The sequence below is a fragment of the Roseibium sp. HPY-6 genome, assembly GCF_040530035.1.
Classification (GTDB): domain Bacteria; phylum Pseudomonadota; class Alphaproteobacteria; order Rhizobiales; family Stappiaceae; genus Roseibium.
In genome coordinates this window covers 2,656,238-2,677,980 of sequence record NZ_JBEWCD010000002.1, presented here as the reverse complement: position 1 = coordinate 2,677,980, position 21,743 = coordinate 2,656,238, and the positions used below count along the sequence as shown (strand labels likewise).

21 protein-coding genes are annotated in these 21,743 nt (G+C 56.6%); 9 read left to right on the top strand and 12 right to left on the bottom strand.

Features of this window, described 5'->3' with window-relative positions; genetic code table 11:
* Window positions 1-45: 45 nt before the first annotated feature.
* Window positions 46-2,082 carry an oxidoreductase gene (locus tag ABVF61_RS23385; RefSeq protein WP_353995931.1) on the bottom strand — a complete coding sequence of 679 codons (2,037 nt, stop codon included), beginning with the start codon at window positions 2,080-2,082 and terminating at the stop codon, window positions 46-48.
* A gap of 165 nt (window positions 2,083-2,247) precedes the next feature.
* On the opposite strand from ABVF61_RS23385, the gene ABVF61_RS23380 reads away from it, so the two are divergent.
* On the top strand, window positions 2,248-2,892 hold the full coding sequence (locus tag ABVF61_RS23380) for a TetR/AcrR family transcriptional regulator (RefSeq protein ID WP_353995930.1): 645 nt from the start codon (window positions 2,248-2,250) through the stop codon (window positions 2,890-2,892).
* A 27-nt stretch (window positions 2,893-2,919) separates the two neighbouring features.
* Here the strand turns inward: ABVF61_RS23380 and ABVF61_RS23375 are convergent, their stop codons facing one another.
* From ABVF61_RS23375 to ABVF61_RS23365, 3 genes are all read right to left on the bottom strand, one after another.
* The gene (locus tag ABVF61_RS23375; RefSeq protein ID WP_353995929.1) at window positions 2,920-4,227 is read right to left on the bottom strand and encodes a glycosyltransferase family 87 protein; all 1,308 of its coding nucleotides are present in this window, start codon (window positions 4,225-4,227) and stop codon (window positions 2,920-2,922) included.
* Between the two features lie 171 nt (window positions 4,228-4,398).
* Window positions 4,399-4,884 carry an Lrp/AsnC family transcriptional regulator gene (locus ABVF61_RS23370; RefSeq protein WP_502950014.1) on the bottom strand — a complete coding sequence of 162 codons (486 nt, stop codon included), beginning with the start codon at window positions 4,882-4,884 and terminating at the stop codon, window positions 4,399-4,401.
* A gap of 162 nt (window positions 4,885-5,046) precedes the next feature.
* Window positions 5,047-5,661, bottom strand: a complete 615-nt coding sequence (locus ABVF61_RS23365) for a uracil-DNA glycosylase family protein (protein ID WP_353995927.1) — start codon at window positions 5,659-5,661, stop codon at window positions 5,047-5,049.
* 156 nt (window positions 5,662-5,817) lie between these two features.
* Here ABVF61_RS23365 and ABVF61_RS23360 point away from each other — a divergent pair, with 156 nt between their 5' ends.
* Window positions 5,818-7,368 carry a sensor histidine kinase gene (locus ABVF61_RS23360; RefSeq protein ID WP_353995926.1) on the top strand — a complete coding sequence of 517 codons (1,551 nt, stop codon included), beginning with the start codon at window positions 5,818-5,820 and terminating at the stop codon, window positions 7,366-7,368.
* Window positions 7,369-7,370: 2 nt separating this feature from the next.
* On the opposite strand, the gene cobT is transcribed toward ABVF61_RS23360, so the two are convergent.
* A complete protein-coding gene (gene cobT, locus ABVF61_RS23355; RefSeq protein ID WP_353995925.1) occupies window positions 7,371-8,393 on the bottom strand; it encodes a nicotinate-nucleotide--dimethylbenzimidazole phosphoribosyltransferase in 1,023 nt (340 codons plus the stop codon).
* A 104-nt stretch (window positions 8,394-8,497) separates the two neighbouring features.
* Here cobT and cobS point away from each other — a divergent pair, with 104 nt between their 5' ends.
* From cobS to ABVF61_RS23335, 4 genes are all read left to right on the top strand, one after another.
* Window positions 8,498-9,370 carry an adenosylcobinamide-GDP ribazoletransferase gene (gene cobS, locus ABVF61_RS23350; RefSeq protein WP_353995924.1) on the top strand — a complete coding sequence of 291 codons (873 nt, stop codon included), beginning with the start codon at window positions 8,498-8,500 and terminating at the stop codon, window positions 9,368-9,370.
* Window positions 9,371-9,398: 28 nt separating this feature from the next.
* Window positions 9,399-10,586 carry an alpha/beta hydrolase gene (locus ABVF61_RS23345; RefSeq protein WP_353995923.1) on the top strand — a complete coding sequence of 396 codons (1,188 nt, stop codon included), beginning with the start codon at window positions 9,399-9,401 and terminating at the stop codon, window positions 10,584-10,586.
* Between the two features lie 71 nt (window positions 10,587-10,657).
* Entirely contained in the window at window positions 10,658-10,837 is a 180-nt protein-coding gene (locus ABVF61_RS23340) for a DUF1289 domain-containing protein (protein ID WP_353995922.1), read from the top strand.
* Window positions 10,837-11,550: a retropepsin-like aspartic protease family protein gene (locus tag ABVF61_RS23335; protein ID WP_353995921.1), complete on the top strand. Its 714-nt coding sequence runs from the start codon at window positions 10,837-10,839 to the stop codon at window positions 11,548-11,550. Before ABVF61_RS23340 ends, ABVF61_RS23335 begins: the two co-directional genes overlap by 1 nt.
* A 12-nt stretch (window positions 11,551-11,562) precedes the next feature.
* Here the strand turns inward: ABVF61_RS23335 and dusA are convergent, their stop codons facing one another.
* On the bottom strand, window positions 11,563-12,564 hold the full coding sequence (dusA, locus tag ABVF61_RS23330) for a tRNA dihydrouridine(20/20a) synthase DusA (protein WP_353995920.1): 1,002 nt from the start codon (window positions 12,562-12,564) through the stop codon (window positions 11,563-11,565).
* Window positions 12,565-13,063: 499 nt separating this feature from the next.
* Here dusA and ABVF61_RS23325 point away from each other — a divergent pair, with 499 nt between their 5' ends.
* Both ABVF61_RS23325 and ABVF61_RS23320 read left to right on the top strand, forming a co-directional pair.
* A complete protein-coding gene (locus ABVF61_RS23325; protein WP_353995919.1) occupies window positions 13,064-13,321 on the top strand; it encodes a hypothetical protein in 258 nt (85 codons plus the stop codon).
* Window positions 13,290-14,285: a LuxR C-terminal-related transcriptional regulator gene (locus ABVF61_RS23320; protein ID WP_353995918.1), complete on the top strand. Its 996-nt coding sequence runs from the start codon at window positions 13,290-13,292 to the stop codon at window positions 14,283-14,285. Before ABVF61_RS23325 ends, ABVF61_RS23320 begins: the two co-directional genes overlap by 32 nt.
* A 45-nt stretch (window positions 14,286-14,330) precedes the next feature.
* Here ABVF61_RS23320 and ABVF61_RS23315 read toward each other — a convergent pair whose 3' ends face one another.
* The 3 genes from ABVF61_RS23315 to ABVF61_RS23305 are packed head-to-tail and all read right to left on the bottom strand — an operon-like array spanning window position 14,331 to window position 17,480.
* On the bottom strand, window positions 14,331-15,395 hold the full coding sequence (locus tag ABVF61_RS23315) for a TRAP transporter substrate-binding protein (RefSeq protein WP_353995917.1): 1,065 nt from the start codon (window positions 15,393-15,395) through the stop codon (window positions 14,331-14,333).
* 16 nt (window positions 15,396-15,411) lie between these two features.
* On the bottom strand, window positions 15,412-16,968 hold the full coding sequence (locus ABVF61_RS23310) for a TRAP transporter large permease (protein WP_353995916.1): 1,557 nt from the start codon (window positions 16,966-16,968) through the stop codon (window positions 15,412-15,414).
* Entirely contained in the window at window positions 16,965-17,480 is a 516-nt protein-coding gene (locus ABVF61_RS23305) for a TRAP transporter small permease subunit (RefSeq protein ID WP_353995915.1), read from the bottom strand. Before ABVF61_RS23305 ends, ABVF61_RS23310 begins: the two co-directional genes overlap by 4 nt.
* 183 nt (window positions 17,481-17,663) lie before the next feature.
* On the opposite strand from ABVF61_RS23305, the gene ABVF61_RS23300 reads away from it, so the two are divergent.
* Window positions 17,664-18,539 (top strand): Vgb family protein, encoded by an 876-nt coding sequence (locus ABVF61_RS23300; protein ID WP_353995914.1) that lies wholly within the window; start codon window positions 17,664-17,666, stop codon window positions 18,537-18,539.
* 45 nt (window positions 18,540-18,584) lie between these two features.
* Here the strand turns inward: ABVF61_RS23300 and cydX are convergent, their stop codons facing one another.
* Genes cydX through ABVF61_RS23285 form a run of 3 tightly spaced genes read right to left on the bottom strand, consistent with a single transcriptional unit; the run spans window position 18,585 to window position 21,494 of the window.
* Window positions 18,585-18,710, bottom strand: a complete 126-nt coding sequence (cydX, locus tag ABVF61_RS23295; RefSeq protein WP_353995913.1) for a cytochrome bd-I oxidase subunit CydX — start codon at window positions 18,708-18,710, stop codon at window positions 18,585-18,587.
* 12 nt (window positions 18,711-18,722) lie between these two features.
* On the bottom strand, window positions 18,723-19,880 hold the full coding sequence (cydB, locus tag ABVF61_RS23290; RefSeq protein ID WP_353995912.1) for a cytochrome d ubiquinol oxidase subunit II: 1,158 nt from the start codon (window positions 19,878-19,880) through the stop codon (window positions 18,723-18,725).
* Between the two features lie 6 nt (window positions 19,881-19,886).
* Entirely contained in the window at window positions 19,887-21,494 is a 1,608-nt protein-coding gene (locus tag ABVF61_RS23285) for a cytochrome ubiquinol oxidase subunit I (protein WP_353995911.1), read from the bottom strand.
* Window positions 21,495-21,743 lie beyond the last annotated feature (249 nt).

Genomic DNA, 21,743 nt, shown 5'->3' with positions numbered 1-21,743 from the left:
TATCCAAGTGAGACGCTGCTCAAAAAAAGCGCAGAGCAGACTTTGTCAGATGTCTTTTACAAGCCGAAGCGCGTCGTAAATGGCTGCATGGGTATTTCGTGCTGCGACCGCATCGCCAATGCGGAACAAGGCAAATTCGCCTTGCGGATTGGCATCCAATGGCTGTGGCTGGCCGAAGATCAAAGCTTCCTGCTTTACAGCACCAAGGTTCTTTGAGCGCGGTTTGAGTTCGAAATAGAGTTCGTCCATCGGCACTGTGCCGTGATTGACGACAATCTGATCGAATTCTCTTTCTTCGATATGGTTTGAATAGTCCGTACCAATCACTGCCGTGATCATATTGCCGGACCGACGGGCAGCTTTCAGACGGTAGGTCACCGTAAAGCGCACATCCTTGTCCTGAAGTGCGCGCATGTAAGGCACCAGGTTCATTGCCATGACATCGGGTGCGAACGATCTGTCCGGTGTCATGATCTCGACATGCGCACCGGAGGCTGCGATGATTTCAGCAGCTTGCAAAGCGGCATGATCACCCGCGTCGTCGTAGACAAGAACCCGCCTGCCCGGCTTCACGTCACCTGCAATGATATCCCACGAAGACACAACGAGATCGCCGCCTTCCGACAGAACTTCGGTGTGGGGTAATCCGCCCGTGGCAATGATCACCACATCCGGCTTGTCGGTTTCGATGTCCGCGGCTTCTGCAAAGGTATTGAAGTTGAAGCGGACACCTCGCGCCATGCACTGATCAAGTCGCCATTCGATGATCGAAATCATCTCGCGCCGCCGCTCGGACTGCGCGGTCAGGCGGATCTGGCCACCGGCGTCCGGGGCGGCTTCGTAGACAGTTACGTCATGACCGCGTTCTGCGGCAACCCTTGCTGCTTCCATGCCCGCAGGTCCGGCCCCAACCACAACCACTCTCTTCTTCTCGTCTGCCCCACGGATTTCGTGGGGCATGGTCAGTTCCCGGCCTGTCGCCGGGTTGTGGATGCAAAGAGCGTCGCCCGCCTGGTAGATCCGGTCGAGACAGTATGTTGCGCCCACACAGGGACGAATATCTTCCTCCCGTTTTTCGGCAATCTTCCTGACGATGAGTGGATCCGCCATATGGGCGCGCGTCATACCGACCATATCCAGGAGCCCTTCCGCGATCGCGTGGCGGGCCGTTGCGACGTCGGGTATCTTCGCCGCGTGAAAGGTCGGCAGCCCGATTTCCCTGCGGACCTTTCCGGCAAAGTCCAGATGCGGCGCGTTGCGCATGCCCTGAACCGGAATCACGTCGGTCAGGCCCGGATCGGTATCGATGTGGCCGCGGATGACATTTAAAAAATCAATCTGACCCGTCTGCTGGAGGGTTCGTGCGATTTCCAGGCCGTCTTCTTCGGTCAGTCCGCCTTCCATGTCCTCATCCGCCGTGAACCGGATCCCGACGATAAAGTCCTCTCCGACCCTTTTGCGCACAGCGTCGATGACCTCAAGAGAAAAGCGCATCCGGTTTTGCAGTGAACCGCCATAAGGGCCCTCGAGCGTGTTCGTCGCAGGAGACCAGAACTGATCCATCAGATGACCGTATGCCTGAAGCTCAATACCGTCCATCCCGCCTTCCTTCATGCGCTCGGCGGCATCTGCATAGTCAGAAATGATCCGATCGATATCCCAATCTTCGAGCTGCTTCGGGAATGCCCTGTGCGCCGCCTCGCGCTCGTGGCTCGGTGCGACGGCCGGAAGCCAGTCGCCTTTGTTCCAATGGGTGCGCCGCCCAAGATGCGTGAGCTGGATCATCACCGCGCAACCGTGATCATGGCAGGCGTCGGTCAAGCGCCTGACCCAGGGAACAACCTCGTCCTTGTATGCCAGAATATTGTTGAAGACCGGCGGAGAATTCCTTGAAACTGCAGCCGAACCGGCTGTCATCGTCATGGCAACACCAGCCCTGGCGCGCACTTCGTGATAGGCCCTGTAACGGTCCTTCGGCATTCCGTCCTCGGGATAGGCAGGTTCATGCGACGTGATCATGATCCTGTTTTTCAGAGTAAGGTTCTTCAGCTGGTATGGTTGCAGCAACGGATCCTTGGACATGCGCTTCCCTCACTTCGCAGCCGGTCGTGGTATTCCCGACCGCGGATGACATTAGTTTGTGCTGTGCGTCGTTGGAAAGTCTCAAAAACGACATCTATGTCGCTTTTCATGACACTTATGTCAATTTCCATTGAAAGAGCGATTGACGGCTGCTAACCAAGGCCCATGAACGACCTTTTGATCGAAAAGACCAGTGGCTGGCGCGGCACGCGTGATGTCTGGATACAGGCCGCCTACGCGACCTTGCTGGAAAGCGGGATCGACGCGGTCAAGGTCATGCCACTCTCCGAACGGCTTGGGCTTTCACGCACAAGTTTCTACGGTCATTTCACAGATCGCAACGACCTTCTCGGCGCGCTGATTTCGCTCTGGCAGTCCAAAAATACGGGCAACCTGATCAAACGGTCGGAGGATTATGCGGACTCAATCACCGAAGCGATCCTGAATGTATTTGATCTCTGGCTGTTGCCGGACCTGTTCGATTCCCGCCTGGAATTTGCCGTCCGCAATTGGGCGCACTCAGACATGCGTCTGGCGGACAAGCTTGAAGACGCCGACAGGCTTCGAGTCTCAGCACTCCAGGCCATGTTCGAACGCTTCGGCTTTGACACGCTGCACGCAAATGTGAGGGCCAATACCGTCTACCAGACCCAGATCGGCTACATCTCAATGAAAAAGGACGGACCAACGGACCCGCTCGAGCCCCGGCTCAAGCGAATGCGCTACTATGCGGAGATCTTCGCTGGCCAACCGGTCAGCGACGCGGAAGCAGCGCGGTTCTTCTCCCGGCATCCGGTCGACACCGCGTAACCACGACACCCGAGAAATTTCCCAGGTTCAAGATGCGGTTCTCACATATGGTTCGTCACCCTGACCGAGTTCTGATGGCTGACGGGTCTCTCTGCTGAGGAGCATCCAGACCTGACACAAGACAATGAAGGCAATCAGGGGCACCAGGCTTGAGTATATCATTGACGTCAACCAGTCACGGGCAGACAGGACGTCGTGGATTGTCGGTGAGATCCACAGCAGAGCAGCGGTCGCCTGTAGTGTCAGCGGCCACCTTGGCACTTCCTTCAGGACAATCATCAAAGCGATCGAGTAAAACAGCCAGTCGTAATACATGAAGGATGGTGCCGCCAATGTGACGGCGAGCATCGAGACCGCAACGGCGCGCATTCTGGATAGCCGCCGCGCCGCAAACCAGACCACAACGGCGGCAAAGGCAATCGACATAAGCTGCGTCCCAAGGCGCATCTCCGGCGACACCCCCCATTTACCAAATGAGCTGCCAACCGTCGACATCATGCCGTGATTGGCAGAGAACTGAAACGAATGCGCTCCGCTTTGCATCGATGTCAGGAACGTTTCCCAGAGTCCCACGCCATAGATGGCAACAGACAGAGCGAGCAGGCCGATCGTACCGATCGCGGCATAAACGAAGGTGCGCCAGTCCCGCATGGCGACAAGAAACACAGGCAGCAGCAACCCGTATTGCGGCTTGATTGTAACGAGTGCGAGCGCCATGCCGCTCAAAAACGGCTTGTCTCGGCTGTTCATCATCGCAAACAGCAACAGAAACGTCATCAAGGGCGAGAGCTGTAGAAGCTGGAATGCGTAGAACGCGCCCGGTGACAGAAGCATGAAGAGGTATGGCCATGCGGCAAGATTGGGCCGGATCATGTAGATCATGCCGAAGAAGCTTGCGAAAAAGACCGTCATCCCGATCAGCTTTGCAGCCGGATAGGAGAACAGCGCGAGAGGCTCAAAAAAGAGCAGCGCATGTGGCGGGTTCAGGAAGAGTAGGTTTTCGTTCTTTTCGGAAAACGGCTCGCTGAACAGCACCGGGTCGTAAGCTTCGGCGGCCCGGCCCTGAAGAGCCATTTCGCCGGCCCTGTAAAACGCAACGAAGTCTTCCCGCTGAACGTCAGACAAGTTTTTGTGGAAGTCGAAAAGACCGCCCCAGTCGTTCTGGTACCATGAGGATCCCAGAAAAATAGACACAGCGATCAAGACAAAGACGAAAACCGGTCCGCCAAATCTCTCGTTCAGATCGTCGGCTTTGAGAAGATCAAGCACGTTTGCCCGGGCCTTCAAAAGGCCGGAACAGACTGACGATATCGTATTCAAGGCTGCAGAAACCAATTCCCGTCTCGCGGTTCTGAAAACACGTTTAATCCAAGTTACTTGGCCGACATGAAATTGCAGTTAACCGGAGTGCTTAACGCGATGTTTATGCTGGGGCATCTGGTTCGACGATTGCGAAAAGCCATGCTGTCAGCGCGCGTTCATTGCCTTTCGGGCATCTATTCGGTTTCAAGACTCAGCGCGCGACTTTTCAGGCATGACATAGGACAGAGGCAGCGCCGTCGTATTTTTGATCTGCTCCATGGCGAATGTCGTTGAGACGTCTGAAATGTCGATTTTGGCTATAAGCTTCTTGTAAAAGGTATCATAGGCCTCAATGTCGGGAACCGCGACCCGCAACAGGTAGTCCACCTGCCCCGCCATTCGATAAAACTCGACCACTTCCGGAAACTCCTGAATGACATCGGCGAATTTCTTGAGCCAGTCCTCGGAATGCTGGTTCGTGGTGATCGCAACGAACGCAGTCACCTTCGCGTTCACCTTGGCCGGGTCGAGCAACGCGACACGTCCTGTAATGACGCCATCTTCTTCCATTTTCTGGATCCGTCGCCAGCAGGGTGTCGTCGATAGACCAACCCGCCGTCCGATTTCTGCGACAGGCACGGTGCAGTCTTCCTGCAGGATGGACAGAATGCGGCGATCGATGCGGTCAATCATTCAGGCGGCCTCCGGTTCGGTGGCATGTTTCGAAAGGCGAGCGCTCCAATTGCAGCAAATTTTTCTGCGATGAAAGCGCAACACGTATCCTCTTTTTCGCAACACCTGTCAATTCTCGAGTTTTTTAGGATTTTTTTGCAAAAGAGCGTCCCGCACGGCCTAAATCAGTCGCGCCACTTCCTTACGCAGGACCGGAAGCAATTCGCTTTCAAACCAGGGATTTTTCTTGAGCCAAGCATTGTTGCGCCATGAGGGATGCGGCAAGGGGATTACGTTCGGCTTTCCCGGTTCGGGCGCTGCCTCGAAATAGGTTTTCCAGGTCGCGACGGTTTCTGTCAGGCTCTTCTTGCGGGTTGGACCCAGGTGATAGGCCTGTGCGTATTGTCCGATCACCAGGATCAACTCGAGTTGCCCCATCTGCGCAAACAAGTCGTCATGCCAAAGACTGCGGCATTCCTTTCGAGGCGGAAGGTCGCCGCCCTTTGAATCCAGGCCAGGAAAACAGAACCCCATGGGAATGATCGCCAGACGTGCCGGGTCGTAGAAAGCCTTCTCATCAATATCCATCCAATTCCTGAGCCTGTCACCGGACGGGTCGGTAAACGGTTTTCCGCTCTGATGGACACGTGTTCCCGGCGCCTGGCCAGAAATGCACAATCTTGCCGTGGGAGAGATCTGAAGCACCGGACGAGGTTCGTGTTGCAAGGGTTTTCCGTCCGGATTCTCCACACACTTCCGGCAGGCCCGGATACGCTCGGAGGTTCCTTTGAGCATTGAGGAATTCGGTTTGAAAGACAACGAGTTGCACCTTGATACAGCTGATTAAGACAATCCTTACCACGATCTTGAGGACGATCTTAAGGAATGGTGAGTCAGTGTGGCGAAACACGCAGTATCACAATAACGAAATCAACACCGTCCGGGCGGCCGATGAAGTCCCACGCGTCAGAAACCGAAAGCGATATTCTCGCTATCAACAAACAACGTGCGCTCCGGCGCCGGGAAATGGCGCGTTCGGTCCGCGACATCCGCAGCCGTCTTGGGGCTTCTGATACGCGGCAATCGACTTTTGAGCACGAGCGTCAGCATCTTTTTGCCGACACCCGCATCAACGCGGCCTTCGCCGCACCACTGCTGGCCCTCATCGTCGCAGCAATTTCTTCTCTGTGGGTGAGCCCGCAATTCATGGGTGCGTGGTTCCTGGTAACGATCTGCACGCATTTTCTGATGGTTGTCATCAGCCATTCCTACGAAAAGGCTCCCTCTGATCAGAAAGTCCGCATCATCTGGCGCCGGCGTTTCGTGATCGGCGATTTCATCTATGGATGCAGCTGGGCCATGTTCTTCCTGATGCCGGAAGCCATCGGATCCGGCGACGGTTTGGTCATCTTTCATTTCGCCACGCTGCTGATTGTCATCGCGATGAACACGATGCAGTCCGCCAACCTGCCAAAGTGCCTGCTGGCAAGCACGTTGCCGATCACGTTCGTCGTGACTTTCAGCTTCCTGCAACAGTCCAGCGCTGTTCACTATACGCTTGCGGCTATGGCAATCGGTGCACAGGGCTTCTTCCTCATTTTGGGGAACCAGCTGCTCAAAAATGCCAACACGATGCTGGAGTATCGCGCCGAGAAGGACCATCTCATCGCGGAGCTGGAGACAGCAAATTCCGTCTCCGACGAAGCACGCCGCCGGGCCGAGGCTGCAAATCTGGCCAAGTCCCGTTTTCTGGCCACAATGAGCCACGAGTTGCGCACGCCTTTGAACGCCATTCTTGGTTTTTCGGAGATTATGAAGGACGAAGTTCTCGGTCCGATGGAAAACAAGAACTACCGTTCCTATGCAGAGGACATCCACGGTTCTGGCGACCATCTCCTCAATCTGATCAATGAGATTCTCGATCTGTCGCGGATCGAAGCCGGACGGCACGAGCTGCACGAAGAGCCGATCCTTTTGGAGGATGTCGTCGCGGAGTGCGGAACCATGATGAAGGTACGCGCAAAAGCCAAGTCAATTGCGCTGCATCACTCTCATCAGGCCGACCTGCCCCGCGTTTGGGCCGACGAACGTGCTCTCAGGCAAGTCATTTTGAACCTTATGTCAAATGCGGTGAAATTCACGCCGGTCGGCGGAGAAGTCCGCATAAACCTCGGGCCGACGACCGACGGTGGCCAGTATGTCTCCATCCGCGACAATGGACCCGGCATTCCGGAAGAGGAAATTCCAACCGTTCTTGAAGCATTTGGCCAGGGCTCGCACGCCATCAAGAGTGCCGAACAGGGCACCGGGCTCGGGCTTTCGATCGTTCAGGCGCTTGTCAGCATGCATGACGGCAAGTTTTCTATCCGCTCGCGGCTGAGAGAAGGCACCGAAGTTACCGTCAGCCTGCCTCCGTCCCGGAACATGAGCTATGCGGAAGACACCAAAACCTCTGCCGCCGAAGCTTTTGACCCGCGTAACAGAAAAGCCCGCTCCGCCTGACTTCAGGACTTTTCGGACACCCCGGCGTCAGCGAAAGTTGCCATTCCGGAATGGGTTTCCGCAGCAACCTTGACGAAACCTGCCGCGAGAGCTGCGCCCGACCCTTCACCCAAACGCATGCCGAAGTCGAACAAGGCATCCTTGCCCATGTGTTCCAGAACCCTGGCATGGGCGTGCTCAGCCGAAACATGAGCGAAAAGACAGTGATCCAGGCCTGCCGGATCCATTGCATAGACAACAGCGGCTGCGGCGGTCGTCACGAAGCCGTCGACAATCACAGGAACCCGCTGGAGGCGGGCTGCGATGATCAGGCCCGCCATTGCGGCAATCTCACGCCCACCAGTCCGGCGCAGAATTTCCAGCGGATCCTTTTCGCCGTTCAGTCGTGCAACAGCCTTTTCGACAGCTGCGCGCTTTCTCTCAAGACCCTCATCATCAACACCGGTTCCCCGGCCGATCCAGTCAGCCGCGTTTCCACCGAACAACCCGTGGAACACAGCCGCAGCGACCGTCGTATTGCCGATGCCCATCTCGCCGAGGCAAATAAGATCAATCCCGCCGGCGAGCGCTTCCATTCCATAAGCCATTGTCGCCGCGCAGTTGGCTTCATCCATGGCATCCTCGCGCGTGATGCTTGGCGTCGGCATGTCGACAGCAAGGTCAAAAACTTTCAGGCCGATGTCATTCACGCGGCAAATCTGATTGATCGCGGCACCGCCGGCCGCGAAATTTTCGACCATCTGCTTGTTCACAGCGCTCGGAAATGCGGAAACACCTTCCTCGGCCACACCGTGCGCTGAAGCGAAGATGGCAACCATCGGTCTGGTAATCACCGGTGGGGCTTTGCCAGACCAGGCCGCCAACCATTCCGCGATCTCCTCAAGCCGCCCGAGGGATCCGCCAGGTTTAGTCAGCTGGCTGTCCCGCTCCCTGACTTTCGCCAACGCTTCCTCATCCGGACCGGGCATCGATTTTACGAGGTTCCGGATATCATCGAAGGGAAGCGCGGTTTCGGAAAGGGACATATTCTTTTTCCCGGTCTGTTTTTGGTTGCGAGCCGACATTTGGTCCTGCTAGGCGGCTGATCTATAACCGCGCCTTGGAAAAACTCAAGCACAGGACCGGCCTGATGAGCCCCGAAACCGACCAATACCCAGTTTCCAGGCGTGAACCGAGTCCCAAGGCAGCAAAACCAGGATCCGGAGACGCTTCAGACCGTGTCAGGCTATTTGCTGCCGATGCTGCAGCCTGGATCCGGTTTTTCTCGCGCTTGCCTCTGCCACGAGTGAACCCGCTGGACGATCCCGCAGCGGCACCGCAATTCGAAAGATCTGCCCGCGCAGCTCCCTTCGCGGGATTTGTTGTTGCATTGCCGGCAGCGGGTCTGGGCATGCTGCTCGCTTATACAAGCCTCCCCACACTTGCCGTTGCCGCCTTTGCCGTCGCCCTGCTCGCAGCGACGACCGGTGCACTTCATGAAGACGGGCTGAGTGATGTTGCCGATGGATTTTTTGGAGGAGCAACGCGTGACAGGCGTCTGGAAATCATGAAAGACAGCCGGATCGGTTCCTTCGGTGCCCTGGCGCTTGCTTTGTCGGTCCTGTTGCGTGTCGTCCTGCTGGCCGCGTTGTGGCAACGGTTCGACCCGGCGGACGCCGCGCTCTTGTTTTTAGCAACCGAGAGCATTAGCCGGACGCTCTTGGTATGGCAGTGGTATCAACACCCCCTCGCCCGCCCGCAAGGACTGGCCGCCCGGTTCGGCAAACCTGACGGCAATGCCCTGAAACAAGCCGTTCTGGTGAGCGTCCCGCTACTGGCACCTGCGGTACTGCTTCTTTCCATTCCGGCACTCTTCCTTGCGCTTGTGCTCGCAATCGGGGCGGCATTTTTTGTGGGGTACATTGCAGAGAAAAAAATCGGTGGCGTTACCGGCGATGTTCTCGGGGCGATTCAGCAAATCTGCGGGCTTGGATTTTTGACGGGTATGCTTATGGTGCCTTGAGAAGGCGCAGCGCGGACAGCTATTCATCATGACACCAAGACCCATTGCAACGGCATCAAAATCCAGCTTCCGGCCTTACAGGGACCTGGTGTTGCTGATGTCTTTGATTTTTCTGGCCGCGTGCGGCAGCCGGCCTGAGGTCGGCGCACTGGCGCTGAATGCAGTTCCGGCACAAGGAGCTGAATCGCATGACATTCTCGTTGTGACGACACGGGAACGCGACAGCCGGCCCGACACCTATTTCAATGGAGAGCGCGGCCAGCAGGTCAGCTATGCACAGGCAACCATTTCTGTTCCGCCAAGCCACGAAATCAGCCAGGTGGAGTGGCCGGACACTCTGCCGGGAAACCCGGAAACGGATTTTGTTGCGCGCAGCGCCAGCTACATTGCCGACAAGAGCGCCTTTACCCGGCAGCTCAATGCCAGGCTTGCAAAAAAGCCAAAAGGCAAGCGGGAGGTTTTCCTCTTCATCCACGGGTACAACACCCTCTTCCCGGAAGCGCTCTATCGTTTCGTGCAGGTTGTGCATGACGGCGACATCGAAGCTGTACCTGTTCTTTTCACCTGGGCTTCGCGTGGACGGCTTCAGGACTACGTCTATGACCTGAACAGCGCTGGCATCGCGCGGCAGGCTCTGGCGGAGACGATGCTCCAGCTGGCGCAATCGAACGCAGAAAAGATCACCATTCTCGCGCACTCCATGGGGAACTGGCTGCTGATGGAGACAGCGATACAGGCATCGCCTGCGCAACGAAGAGCCCTGGAAGGTAAAGTCGAAGTCGCCATTCTAGCTGCGCCGGACATCGACATCGACCTGTTCAAGGCACAATTGAGGAAGCTCGGAACGCCCGCCAACCCTTATGTTGTGGTTGTCTCACGCGATGACAGGGCTTTGCGAATATCCAGAGCGATCGCGGGCGGCAAGGAACGCGTCGGTGCTTACTCCAATGACGCGGAACTCGCCGAGCTCGGCGCTATCGTCATTGATGTCACCGAACTCGATTCCCTTGACGCGGCCAATCACTCCAAGTTTGCCCAGCTCGCGCAGCTCAGCCCGGAATTCCGCAAGACACTTGGACAGTCCGGGCTACGGTCTGCGTCAGACGCGGCCAGGGGCGCGAAACTCGGCGACAGCCTCGGCACATTCGTTGGAAACACGGTTGCTTTGCCGGTCAACATCATAACCGCGCCATTTACGTATTCAGGCGGTGGCTGAGGACGTATTTTGACCCCCGCCAGCCGCTTTTAAGTCTTGGCAAAGACATAATCTGTGTCCATATCCGCCATATGAACTCGCCATGCATACAACACTGCCAGATTGACGAGACAACCGGCCTGTGCGCCGGCTGTTTTCGCACGCTCGATGAAATTGCAGGCTGGAGCGGCTTCAGTGAAGAACGCCGCTCGCAGATCATGACTGATCTTTCAAGCCGACGCCTCCTTGAAAGCGAAGAAAGCCTCGATTAATGGGCGGGCCCAAGCAGATTCGCGGCTTTGTCATTGCCGCCCTCGTGATCATTATGGGCGTCATGGTGTTCTTTTACTTTTTTGGCGACCCGACAGACCCCGAGAACATCAACTTTGACGACTCCGGCCCACGCCTCGTCGCACTGTCCGCGCTTGCTTTCGTGTTTCTCGCAAGCTTTGTGTTCGGCCAACCAAAAGTGCGCGAAATTGTCCAGGGAACGCTGTTCTGGGGCGGGCTCTGCGCACTTCTTGTTGTCGGCTATACCTACCGTACCGACCTGGTTCAGGCTGGATACCGTGTTCTTGGTGCCCTTGCGCCCGGTCTTGCCGTCACCCAACCAGACGGCTCCATTCTGATTGTTCGGGATGCAACCGGCCATTTCGTCGTGGATGGGCGTGTCAATGGATCACGGACCAGCTTTCTTCTCGATACCGGCGCGAGCGCGGTTGTGCTGACGTTTGACGATGCCAAGCGCGCGGGTTTCGATCCAGACGAGCTTTCCTTCACGGTACCTGTCTCAACGGCCAATGGCCGCGCGATGGTGGCTCCAATTCAGATCGAAACCATTGCGGTTGGCGATTACACACTTAAAAACGTCAGAGGCTTTGTCGCACGCGAGGGATCGCTTGGAGGCAGCCTTTTTGGCCTCACGGCGCTTGATCGGCTCAGAAGCTGGCGCATTGAGGGTGATCGTCTCATCATGAACCCATGAATTTGCCGGATACTATTCAGCGGCTTCCGCGGAGGGAATTTCCGGTGACACAGCTGCCAGCGCACGTTCGACGACCTCCAGTCCGGCACCTGGCTTGATTGCGTCGACTGTGAGGATCCGTCGCCAGCTTCGAGCACCGGGGCGACCATGAAACAGGCCCAGCATATGACGGGTCATGTGTGCGAGCTTGACGCCCCTCCCGAGTTGTTCTTCCAGGTAGCCCATATGCGTTCTGACGGCATGCCATGGGGAGACGTCGTTCGCTTCAATACCGTAAATCCGGCGGTCAACCTGTCCGAGGAGCTGGGGCATCTGGTAGGCGGTTCGACCGAACATCAGTCCATCGAGCGTATCCAGATACGGCTCTGCCGTGTCGAGTGTCTGAAGTCCGCCATTCAGCCCAATGAACTTATCCGGAAAACGACTTTTGAGCCGCACCACCCGATCATAGTCCAAAGGTGGAATGTCCCGGTTCTCTTTCGGACTGAGCCCCTTGAGCCACGCCTTGCGCGCGTGCACCCACAAGGCATCCGAGCCTGCGCCAAAAACGGCATCGGCCATCCGGTCGAGAGCCTCTTCCGGGTCCTGATCATCCACGCCTATCCGGCATTTGACGGTAACTGGAATGTCGACGACATCCTTCATGGCGGAAACGCAAGTGGCGACAAGCTCCGGCTCCTGCATCAGGCAGGCTCCGAAACGGCCTGACTGCACACGATCGGATGGACACCCGACATTTATATTGACTTCGTCATAGCCAAAGTCAGCCACAATCCTTGCAGACGCTGCCATGTCCTTGGGGTCCGAACCGCCAAGCTGGCAGGCAACCGGATGCTCCAATTCCGAAAATCCGAGCAGATGATCCCTGTCACCGTGGATAACGGCCCCGGTGGTCACCATCTCGGTGTACAAAAGCGCACGACTGGTCAGTTGCCGGTGAAACGCCCGGCAGTGCCTGTCTGTCCACTCCATCATGGGAGCGACGGCAAACTTATGCTCTTGATATTTATTCATTTTTTGTCTTGCTCAAGGACTATCGGCCAAGATGCGCGTTTCAAATCTGACGCAAGCACACATGTTTGACGCCCGTTCAATCATCCGCTCACATAGGGTGCAAAAACGGGATATCAAAAACCCGGCTTGCTTACAAAGGCTTACATTCGATTTTCTTGCCCAGTTCCATCCAACACGCCGACTTGTATTCCGTTCACCGCGTACGGAGATACCCATCGACTACGATTGAACGCAGGCATTGAAAGGTCGTCTCGATGAGTCTTTTCTGACCGGCGCGCAATAGTCGCCGTTCCAGTCGCGACTTGCGGCAACCAGTCTTTCTAGTGCGCCGATCGCATTTTTCCGCTCGTTTGCACGAGTTCAGGGTCAACGATCTCAATTGGGGGGCGAGTTCAAACACGGCGCTTGCGTGAGGGGCCGTGGTCATTTCACATGACAATGGTGCTGGCACCTTCGTGGCATCTTTCTGCGCAGTTTGATGCTTGCTCAGGAGGTAAACATGGATCCGAGCCTTGTTCTTGCTGGCCTTTTGCTGTCTCGAAATTACAAAACACGTGCCACATCAGCCGCGGTCGATCGGTTCTACAACGAAAACGGACACGTGTTCGGCGCAACAATTTTGAAAATCCCGATGGTAGCGGTGACTGCACTTTCCAAGTTATTTTACAAAGGCACAGCTCTGTTACGGTTTTCGACGCGCAAACACGTTGGTTGGGTGAACACTCATGAAGCACAACACCAGAATTCTTCCAGCTGACAAAGCGATAACGCAGCAGGAAAAGGCAATTGTCGCTGCGGTACGCGCCGAAACCGATGCTTTTCTGGATCAGGACTTTGAAGCCTGGTCTGCATGTTGGGTGCAGGAAGCCCGGACGCAAGCCGTCTACGTTTCAAGTGTCGCCGGTCTGAGCGTCTTTGACGGCTGGTCGCAGGTGGCCGCCCATATGCGACATGTTTTTGAAAGCGGACTGGCCTGCCAGAAGAAACAAATCTGGCAGAAGGACCATCGTATCAGCATTGCCGGCAGAACCGCCTGGGTCGTTTTCGATGAGCTCTCAGAACAGCAGTCAGGCATCATTCATCAAAATCATGAAACGCGGTATCTGGAGCTGGAAGCCGATGGCTGGAAGGTTGTCTATTCTTCGGTGATTGAACGCCGGCAATCCAATATCCATACGCATGAGATTGCAGTCGGCAAAGACGGACACGTGATTTGGGCGAGCCCAGAGTGCCTGAGTTCCCTCAAGCAACATCCTTTTCTCACAGTCTCGTACGGACGCATCCGCGCGCGCCGGCCTGATTGGGACAAGGTGTTGCAACGAGAGTTCAAGAAGGCTGGCAACTTTCATGGTTTTTTCGAACTTCACCGCTTTGCAAGCGAGACCGGTGGTCCGCTGCAATATCCGGTAATTCTCGGGAATACGGATACGGGAAGAATTGCCGTTGTTCACATATCCGTCCGCGACTGCATGACTTATCTCAGACTGGACGGTGACGGTTTGATTGAGCACCGGCTCGCGGTCGCACGTGCAGTTTTTGGTCTTTCGGAAGGGCAAATCAAAATTGCCGGCCTGATTGCGTCAGGTAAAAACCTCTCCGAGATTGCCACCAGCCAGAATATCAGCGTCAATACCGCACGAACTCATTTGTCGCGACTTTATGAGAAGACGGGCGTCAATTCCCAGACCGCCTTGGTTCGCCTGCTTTTGAGTGTTGGTTAGCGACACCCCATGGAGGTTCTTACCTCCATGGGGCAATCCGGTGGTTCACACCCTTTGCGTGAAGGTCGCAGCTTTGACCTCGATTGCGTAGTCTTTGGCAAGCGTCAGAAAAGCGTCATAGCTTTTCTGAACCTCGGCGAATGTCGGGTTAGCTTCGGCGTTTTCCGTCATGACCTCGGCAACCGCGGTTTTCAGGGCTGCGAGAACATCGTCCGGGAACGCAGCAAATGTGACGCCGTCCGCCTTCAGTTTCTGCATTGCGACGGCATTGAAATAGTCGAACTGTGCGGTGGTTTCGACGGATGTCGCTTCCGCCGCATTTGCGATCACGGCCTGCAAGTGCGCCGGCAGTCCCTCAAACGCGTCTTTGTTCACAACGATCTCAAGCGCTGCTGAGGGTTCGTGGAAGGCAGGTACGTAGCAGAACTTGGCGACCTTTTGCAGACCGAAGGCCATGTCCAGCATCGGCCCGACCCATTCGGCCGCGTCGATCGCGCCGGATTGGAAGGACGGAAAGATTTCCGGAGGCGGCAGAAGGACCGCGTTGACACCGAGTTTGCGCATGGCTTCGCCACCAAGTCCGGCAATCCGCATATTGAGACCGGCAAGGTCGTTCAGGCTTTCAATTGGTTTTTTGAACCAGCCGGCGGACTGGCCCCCGGAACTCCCGGAGTAGAACGGCTTCAGGCCGCGTTCGGCATAGATTCCGTCCCAGAGTTCCTGACCGCCCCCGTAACGAAGCCACGCCGTCGTTTCGACTGCCGTCATGCCGAACGGCACGGCGGAGAAAAAGTGAAGCGCTGAGTTTTTAGACGCGGCGTAGTAAGGCGTCGAATGGCCGATTTCAGCCGTTCCCTGTTCCACCGCGTCTTCCACGCCAAAGGGCGGCACCAGTTCCCCGCCTGAAAAGACCTTGAGCGTCAGCTGTCCGTCGGACATGGCCGCGACACGCTCGGCAAACGAGGTCACATTGGTGCCGACACCAGGAGCCTTGGCTGGAAAAGATGTCGGCAGTTTCCATTCAACCTTACCCTGCGCAATCGCAGGTGCTGCCAAAACCGTTGCCGGCGCAGCAACCGCCCCAGCCTTCAGGAAATCCCGTCTCTTCATGTCAAAGCTCCTCTGATCAAAACAAAACCCCGGGCAGCCAGGTCGCAAGGGCCGGAACCAATGCGACCAGGCCAAGCGCCAGCAACTGGATTACCACGAAGGGTATCACGGCGACGTAGATCTGTGACGTTGCAATCTCTTGCGGGGCCACGGACCGGAAGTAAAAAAGCGCAAATCCGAAAGGCGGGGTCAGGAACGACGTCTGGAGGTTCAGGGCGATCAGAACGGCAAACCAGACCGGACTGATGTCTGTCTGCAAAATGATCGGCCCGACAATCGGCACCACGATAAAGATGATCTCGACGAATTCGAGAATGAACCCGAGCAGAAAAATAACCAGCATTGTCAGCAGCAGCATGCCATAGGCTCCGCCCGGGAGGGACTGGAGCAGATCAGCAACATGTTCGTCGCCGTCAAAACCCCGAAAGACAAGCGACAATATGCTGGCGGCAATCACAATGCCGAAGATCATACCGGTGATCGTTACCGTTTCGCGCAACGCTGCTGCGAGGACACCGCTTCGAACAAGCGATGCGGACACCACGAGCATCAAGACCAGCGTTCCGGCAGTTGCAGCAAAGGAAATCGCAGACTTAGCCGTCCAGCTGATCCGTCCTTCCTCGAAATCGAGGCCAAGAATACCTGCCTGACGCAGGATCAGGAGAACAACGGCCAACGCAGCGCAGACAAGCGCCGGGCGGGCAATGCTTTGTCCCTGGCCTGCGGCGGCAATCAGCAAGGCCCCCGCAACACCAACGCTCGCAGCTTCTGTCGGGGTTGCCACGCCGATCAGTATGCTTCCAAGGACGGCGACGATCAGGCCGAGCGTTGGCGCGATGGCGCCAGCCAATTGCCGGGCCGTGACGATTTCCCGATCCGTTGTCTGCTCTGCACCCTCCCCGCTACGGCTAAGCCTGAAAATGACGAAGCCAGCATAGAGTGCGACCAGCAAAAGCCCGGGAAGCAACGCTCCGGCAAAAAGATCACCGACCGTTACCGGATCCGGCGCAAAATTTCCGGCCTCCTGTTGTGCTTCGAAATAGGCGTTGGAGATCTGATCCCCCAGCAGGATCAGAACAATCGAAGGGGGTATGATCTGCCCGAGCGTCCCGCTTGCACAGATCAACCCGCTGCTCATGTGCTTGTCGACACCCGCTTTCAGAAGTGCTGGAAGCATGATCGTTCCCAACATGACGATCGTTGCGCCGATAATACCAGTCGATGCGGCGATCAGGGCACTCACAAGAACGACGGAAAGCGCAAGCGCCGACTGGTTTCCGCCCAGCGCAGCACTCAAGCTCTTGAGCATCCGCTCCGCCTGCTGAGACTTTTCCAGAAGCAACCCCATCAGCACAAACAGGGGAACTGCCAGCAGGAGCGGGTTCGTCATTATGCCGAATATCCGTTGAGGAACGGCCTGGAAGAAAACGAGGTCAAAATCGCCAAAGAACGCTGCCAGGAGTGCAACGAGCGTCGGCGCTCCCGCGATGGCCAACAGTACAGGGACGCCGGACAAGATGCAGGCGAAGACAGCGAGGGCCATCACGAGAAGCCAGGCGATTTCCATGCTCATGAAGCTGTCCGCCGAAAAAATCCAACCACCCTCGCGAGGGTCAGCCAGACGACCAGCCCCGGCAGGATCAGAAGACAGGTTTTGACGAGGAAAAGGCCCGGCAAACCACCGGTTTCCGGAGACCCTTCCAGGATCACCCAGGAACCGCGCACCAGTGGATAAGCCATCCACAACATGATGACAAAGACCGGCAGCGCCAAGGCCATGTCGCCCAGCCAGTCAACTCTGCGATTGGTCCGATCAGAAAGTCTCTGCCGGAATACATCGACCCGTACATGCTTGTCGGCCTCGAACGACACGGCGACAGAAAGCGCGACAAGTGAGGCGAACGCATAGTTGACCGCGTCCTGTATTTCCAGAAATCCGAAACCCAGAAGGTAGCGCATCAAGACCATGGAGAGCTGGCCGAGAAACACAATTACCGCGAGGACCATGCAGACCCGTCTTACGCCTGAAAACACCGCTCGTATCAAAAGCACTCTTCCCGCCAAACGCCATTCTTCGAGCAGCATTGTTCTTGCACTCACCCTGCCGGGCGGCACCAACTTATTCAGCGCCCGGCGCTTTGTATACAGACAACTGACGCGTTCCACCCCGTGGAACAGAAAGTGATCTGCAAGTTGACCATCCCCCGCTTTCGCAGCACGATATCCGGGCGCCCGACACCTAGTTTCTTGTCGTGAGGGAGACCTGCTATGTGGATCGGCATCAAAGCCTTCGTTCTTGCGTGTTTTGCCTGCGGAACCGCGCTTGCCGAAAGCGAGCCAGCCCCGTTCGCGGCGTTCGACAAGGCAGGACCGGAAGTGCTGAACGATCCACATGACCTTGCATTTGGACCAGATGGACGCCTTTACGTCGCCGACAAGTTCGGAAACAGGATCGCCGTCGTCGACCCGGAAACGCTCGACATCGTGGAAAGCCTGAGCGCAGGAAAACTCCCCGGTGCACATGACATCTCTTTTGGCCCCGGCGGCGAGGTTGCTGTCGCCGTGACGGGATTTGGCAGCGTGTTTGTCTTCAGCAGTATCGAGACACTGGGTGTCGCGCCATATGTCACTTTGCCCGCCCCCCGAACCGAAGGTGCCCTCGCCCACAGCAATGGCCGCATCTACGCGATGGCGGGCGGTACAGGCGTTCTGATCGCCTATGAAAACGGAGAAGCAATTGCAAGCGTCGGCTCGCACCCTGGCGCACACGATGTCGCGGAAAGTCCTGACGGGTCCATCTGGGTTGCCGACAATTTCAACCGCCGCCTCGTGCGCTATTCACCGGCCCTGGAAAAGCTGCAAACGGTCGAGGGTCCGCAATTCGGCTTCTACGGTCCCCGTTATCTGGACATCGACAATTTCGGCAGACTGGTTGTTGCAGATCAGGACGCGCATCGCATCCTCCTGATTGACCCGGACGGTGCGGAAGGTGCAGTTCTCCTCGGTGTCCTGGGCTCCGGACAGCCAGGCAAAGGTCCCAATCTCTTCGATGATCCCGAGGGCGTGGCCATCCGTGGCAACGAGTATTATTTCTCGGACAGCGACAACAACAGGATTGTCCGCTACACGGTTGCGATCAACTGAGCCGTCAATATACGACAGGGGAATCCGCCCCGGCCTAAAACTCAATCAGCTTCGATGAATGCGTTGCCGTTCGTTGCGCTCGTCGTCTGAGCGCAATTCGAGCCACATGGCGTTCAGGATCGCGAGGCAACACGCCAAGGGCATTCCGAGGATCCAGGCAAAGTACCACATGCAATCGTCTCCTCAGTAGGCCGTATGGTTGTCGCGTTCGATGGTCTCTTCGTCAACCTTGCCCCAAAGCACCCTGTAGACCCAGGCGGTGTAGACCAGAATGATCGGCAGAAAGATCACGGTCGCCACAAGCATATTGAACAATGTGCGGTGGGTGGACGACGCATCCCAAACGGTCAGGCTTGCTTCAGGCTGAACCGAAGACGGCAGGATGAAGGGAAACATCGAAATGCCGACAGTTGCGATTATTCCGACAATCGCCGATTTGGAGAATACGAAGACCAGCATCTCCAAGCGGGTCTGAAGCAATAGGAGCGTTCCCAACATGCCTAGGAAACCCAGGCCGGGCACGATCCAAAGAAGCGGGTAAGCCGCATAGTTCGCCATCCATGCGCCATCTTCGATGACTGCGTCCTTGGCAAGCGGGTTTGCCTGCATGTTGGGATCGATCTCATTGGTAATCCGGAAACCGTCGACATACCCGCTGGCCACCAGGTACCCCCCGAGCGCAAAGAGAACTATGCCAAGCAATGCGGCAAAGGTTCCGAACCTGCGTGCTCTGCGCGCGATGTCTCCCGATGCGCGCATGACAAGCCAGACACTACCATGCATGACGAGCATTGCGACGGAAAGCAGTCCACACAGCAAAGAGAACGGTGAGAACAATCCGAAGAATGAACCCTCATAGGTCATGCGCAGATCGTTATCGAGAGAATAAGGCACTCCGAGGAGAACATTGCCGACCGCAACGCCGAACACCAATGCGGGCACGAATGAGCCGACGAACAGGGCCCAGTCCCAGCTGCTCCGCCAGGACGGATCCGGCCTTTTTGACCTGTACTTGAAGGCAACCGGTCGCAGGATCATCGCCGCGAGCACAACGAACATCGCCAGGTAAAATCCGGAGAAGCTGATCGCATAGAGTGGCGGCCAAGCCGCGAAGATGGCGCCGCCACCCAGGATGAACCACACTTGATTGCCTTCCCAGGTCGGACCGATGGTGTTGATCACGATCCGCCGCTCAATATCCGTTTCGGCAATGAAGGGCAGCAATGCCCCTACCCCCATGTCGAAGCCGTCCGTCACGGCGAAGCCGATAAGAAGCACACCAAGCAGCACCCACCAGATCACCTTCAGCGTCGAGTAGTCCATCATTTCATAAAGGATCATGGCCGGTTACTCCGCAGGAACAGGGGCTGCGCCGGAAACCGGCTGTGCGCTCACCGGCGGTGGCAGGGTCTCCGCCGGTTCGCCATCGTCCGGACCGATCCGGATGTACTTGATCATCAGCGCAATCTCGATCACCAGCAGTGTGCTGTACAGGATCACGAATCCTGCCAGGGTCAGCAGAACCTCTGTTACCGACAGGCTGGACACTGCGGCCGATGTCGGCAGCATGCTCTCGATGATCCAGGGCTGACGTCCGTACTCAGCGACGAACCATCCCATTTCGCAGGCTATCCACGGCAGCGGGATCGACCAAACGGCGACATGAAGCAGCCAACGGCGTTTTTCGCGCAGCTCATCCAGTTTGCCCGCCGACGAGTAGTAGAAGAACACTGTCGTCAGAAGGATGAAAAAGAAGCCGCACGCCACCATGATCCGGAATGCATAGAACATCGGCCAAACGTTCGGGACGGTCGACCAGGCCGCCTCCTCGATTTGCTCCGTTGTCGCCTCCAGAGGATTGTCGGTATAGGGCAGCAGAAGGTACGCATAGCCAAGTGAGCTGGCATTATAGCTGAAGGTTTCACGGACCTCCTCAGACACCGTGTCCGGGTTCTCCCTGATCTTCTGCAAGGCATCCCAGGCGATAGCTCCTTGACGGATGCGGTCCTTGGAGCGGTCCACAAGTTCATTGATACCGGGGATCACCGTGTCCAGAGACCGGGTTGCGATCAGGCCCATGACGTAAGGCACCTCAATCGCAAAGATATTCTCCCGTTTATCCATGTCCGGCCAGGCGACGACATTGAAAGCTGCGGGTGCAGGTTCGGTCTCCCACATGGCTTCAATTGTTGCGAGTTTCATCTTCTGGTTCAGGTTGGCCTCGTACCCGCTTTCGTCACCGAGAACGACAACGGAAAGCGCTGAGGCAAAGCCAAAGGCGGATGCGATCGCCATGGACCGCTTGGCGATCTGAAGATGCCTGCCCTGAAGCATGTACCAGGCGGAAATGCCCAGCATGAAGAGCGCGGCAGTGACGTAGCCCGCCGATACCGTGTGTACGAATTTGGCCTGCGCAACCGGGTTGAACAGCACCTCGAAGAAACTGGTGACCTCCATGCGCATGGTGTCCGGATTGAACTCCGAGCCGACCGGGTTTTGCATCCAGCCATTTGCAATCAGGATCCAGAGAGCGGAGAAATTCGTACCGAGCGCCAGTGCCCATGTGGCCGCCAGGTGCTGGCGCTTGGACAGTTTGTCCCAACCGAAGAAGAAGAGCCCGACGAAGGTCGCCTCGAGAAAGAACGCCATAAGGCCTTCAATTGCAAGCGGCGCGCCGAATACATCGCCGACATACTGGCTGAAATACGCCCAGTTCATGCCAAACTGGAATTCCATCGTCAGTCCCGTTGCGACGCCGAGGACGAAGTTGATACCGAACAACGTGCCCCAGAACTTGACCATGCGCTTCCAGATCTCGCGCCCGGTCATCACATAGACCGTCTCCATCGTCGCGAGCAAAATGGACAAGCCAATGGTCAAGGGCACAAACAGGAAATGGTAGAGCGCTGTCATGGCAAATTGCAGCCGGGACAGGTCAACGACGCTTAGTTCCATCGTATTCCCCCTTTTCAAGCCGGCATTGGCTTGAGCATATGGTCAGGGCGATCTTCGAACCTCTTCACATCAGCCGGATAACTGCGCTACGCGTCAGGCTGCGTGGATTGTTCCCGTCAAAACAGCGGTTCAAAGCAACACGCTAACGAGTCAGGATGGTGACGCAGCCCGGCAGGCAGGTCAATGCGACAGATCGTATTCGACAACCAGAAATCGCAAAAAAGAGAGCACTCATCTTTTTGACAAGCC

Excerpts from the sequence above, each read along its gene's own strand:
- ABVF61_RS23300 (WP_353995914.1), top strand. The coding sequence starts at position 17,664 with ATGTGGATCGGCATCAAAGCCTTCGTTCTTGCGTGTTTTGCCTGCGGA.
- cobT (WP_353995925.1), bottom strand. The coding sequence starts at position 8,393 with ATGTCCCTTTCCGAAACCGCGCTTCCCTTCGATGATATCCGGAACCTC.
- cydB (WP_353995912.1), bottom strand. The coding sequence starts at position 19,880 with ATGATCCTTTATGAAATGATGGACTACTCGACGCTGAAGGTGATCTGG.
- ABVF61_RS23365 (WP_353995927.1), bottom strand. The coding sequence starts at position 5,661 with ATGCTCAAAGGAACCTCCGAGCGTATCCGGGCCTGCCGGAAGTGTGTG.
- ABVF61_RS23305 (WP_353995915.1), bottom strand. The coding sequence starts at position 17,480 with ATGCTGCTCGAAGAATGGCGTTTGGCGGGAAGAGTGCTTTTGATACGA.
- cydX (WP_353995913.1), bottom strand. The coding sequence starts at position 18,710 with ATGTGGTACTTTGCCTGGATCCTCGGAATGCCCTTGGCGTGTTGCCTC.
- ABVF61_RS23345 (WP_353995923.1), top strand. The coding sequence starts at position 9,399 with ATGACACCAAGACCCATTGCAACGGCATCAAAATCCAGCTTCCGGCCT.
- ABVF61_RS23360 (WP_353995926.1), top strand. The coding sequence starts at position 5,818 with ATGAAGTCCCACGCGTCAGAAACCGAAAGCGATATTCTCGCTATCAAC.
- ABVF61_RS23285 (WP_353995911.1), bottom strand. The coding sequence starts at position 21,494 with ATGGAACTAAGCGTCGTTGACCTGTCCCGGCTGCAATTTGCCATGACA.
- ABVF61_RS23320 (WP_353995918.1), top strand. The coding sequence starts at position 13,290 with ATGAAGCACAACACCAGAATTCTTCCAGCTGACAAAGCGATAACGCAG.
- ABVF61_RS23315 (WP_353995917.1), bottom strand. The coding sequence starts at position 15,395 with ATGAAGAGACGGGATTTCCTGAAGGCTGGGGCGGTTGCTGCGCCGGCA.
- ABVF61_RS23310 (WP_353995916.1), bottom strand. The coding sequence starts at position 16,968 with ATGAGCATGGAAATCGCCTGGCTTCTCGTGATGGCCCTCGCTGTCTTC.
- ABVF61_RS23325 (WP_353995919.1), top strand. The coding sequence starts at position 13,064 with ATGGATCCGAGCCTTGTTCTTGCTGGCCTTTTGCTGTCTCGAAATTAC.
- ABVF61_RS23340 (WP_353995922.1), top strand. The coding sequence starts at position 10,658 with ATGAACTCGCCATGCATACAACACTGCCAGATTGACGAGACAACCGGC.
- ABVF61_RS23335 (WP_353995921.1), top strand. The coding sequence starts at position 10,837 with ATGGGCGGGCCCAAGCAGATTCGCGGCTTTGTCATTGCCGCCCTCGTG.
- cobS (WP_353995924.1), top strand. The coding sequence starts at position 8,498 with ATGAGCCCCGAAACCGACCAATACCCAGTTTCCAGGCGTGAACCGAGT.
- ABVF61_RS23385 (WP_353995931.1), bottom strand. The coding sequence starts at position 2,082 with ATGTCCAAGGATCCGTTGCTGCAACCATACCAGCTGAAGAACCTTACT.
- dusA (WP_353995920.1), bottom strand. The coding sequence starts at position 12,564 with ATGAATAAATATCAAGAGCATAAGTTTGCCGTCGCTCCCATGATGGAG.
- ABVF61_RS23380 (WP_353995930.1), top strand. The coding sequence starts at position 2,248 with ATGAACGACCTTTTGATCGAAAAGACCAGTGGCTGGCGCGGCACGCGT.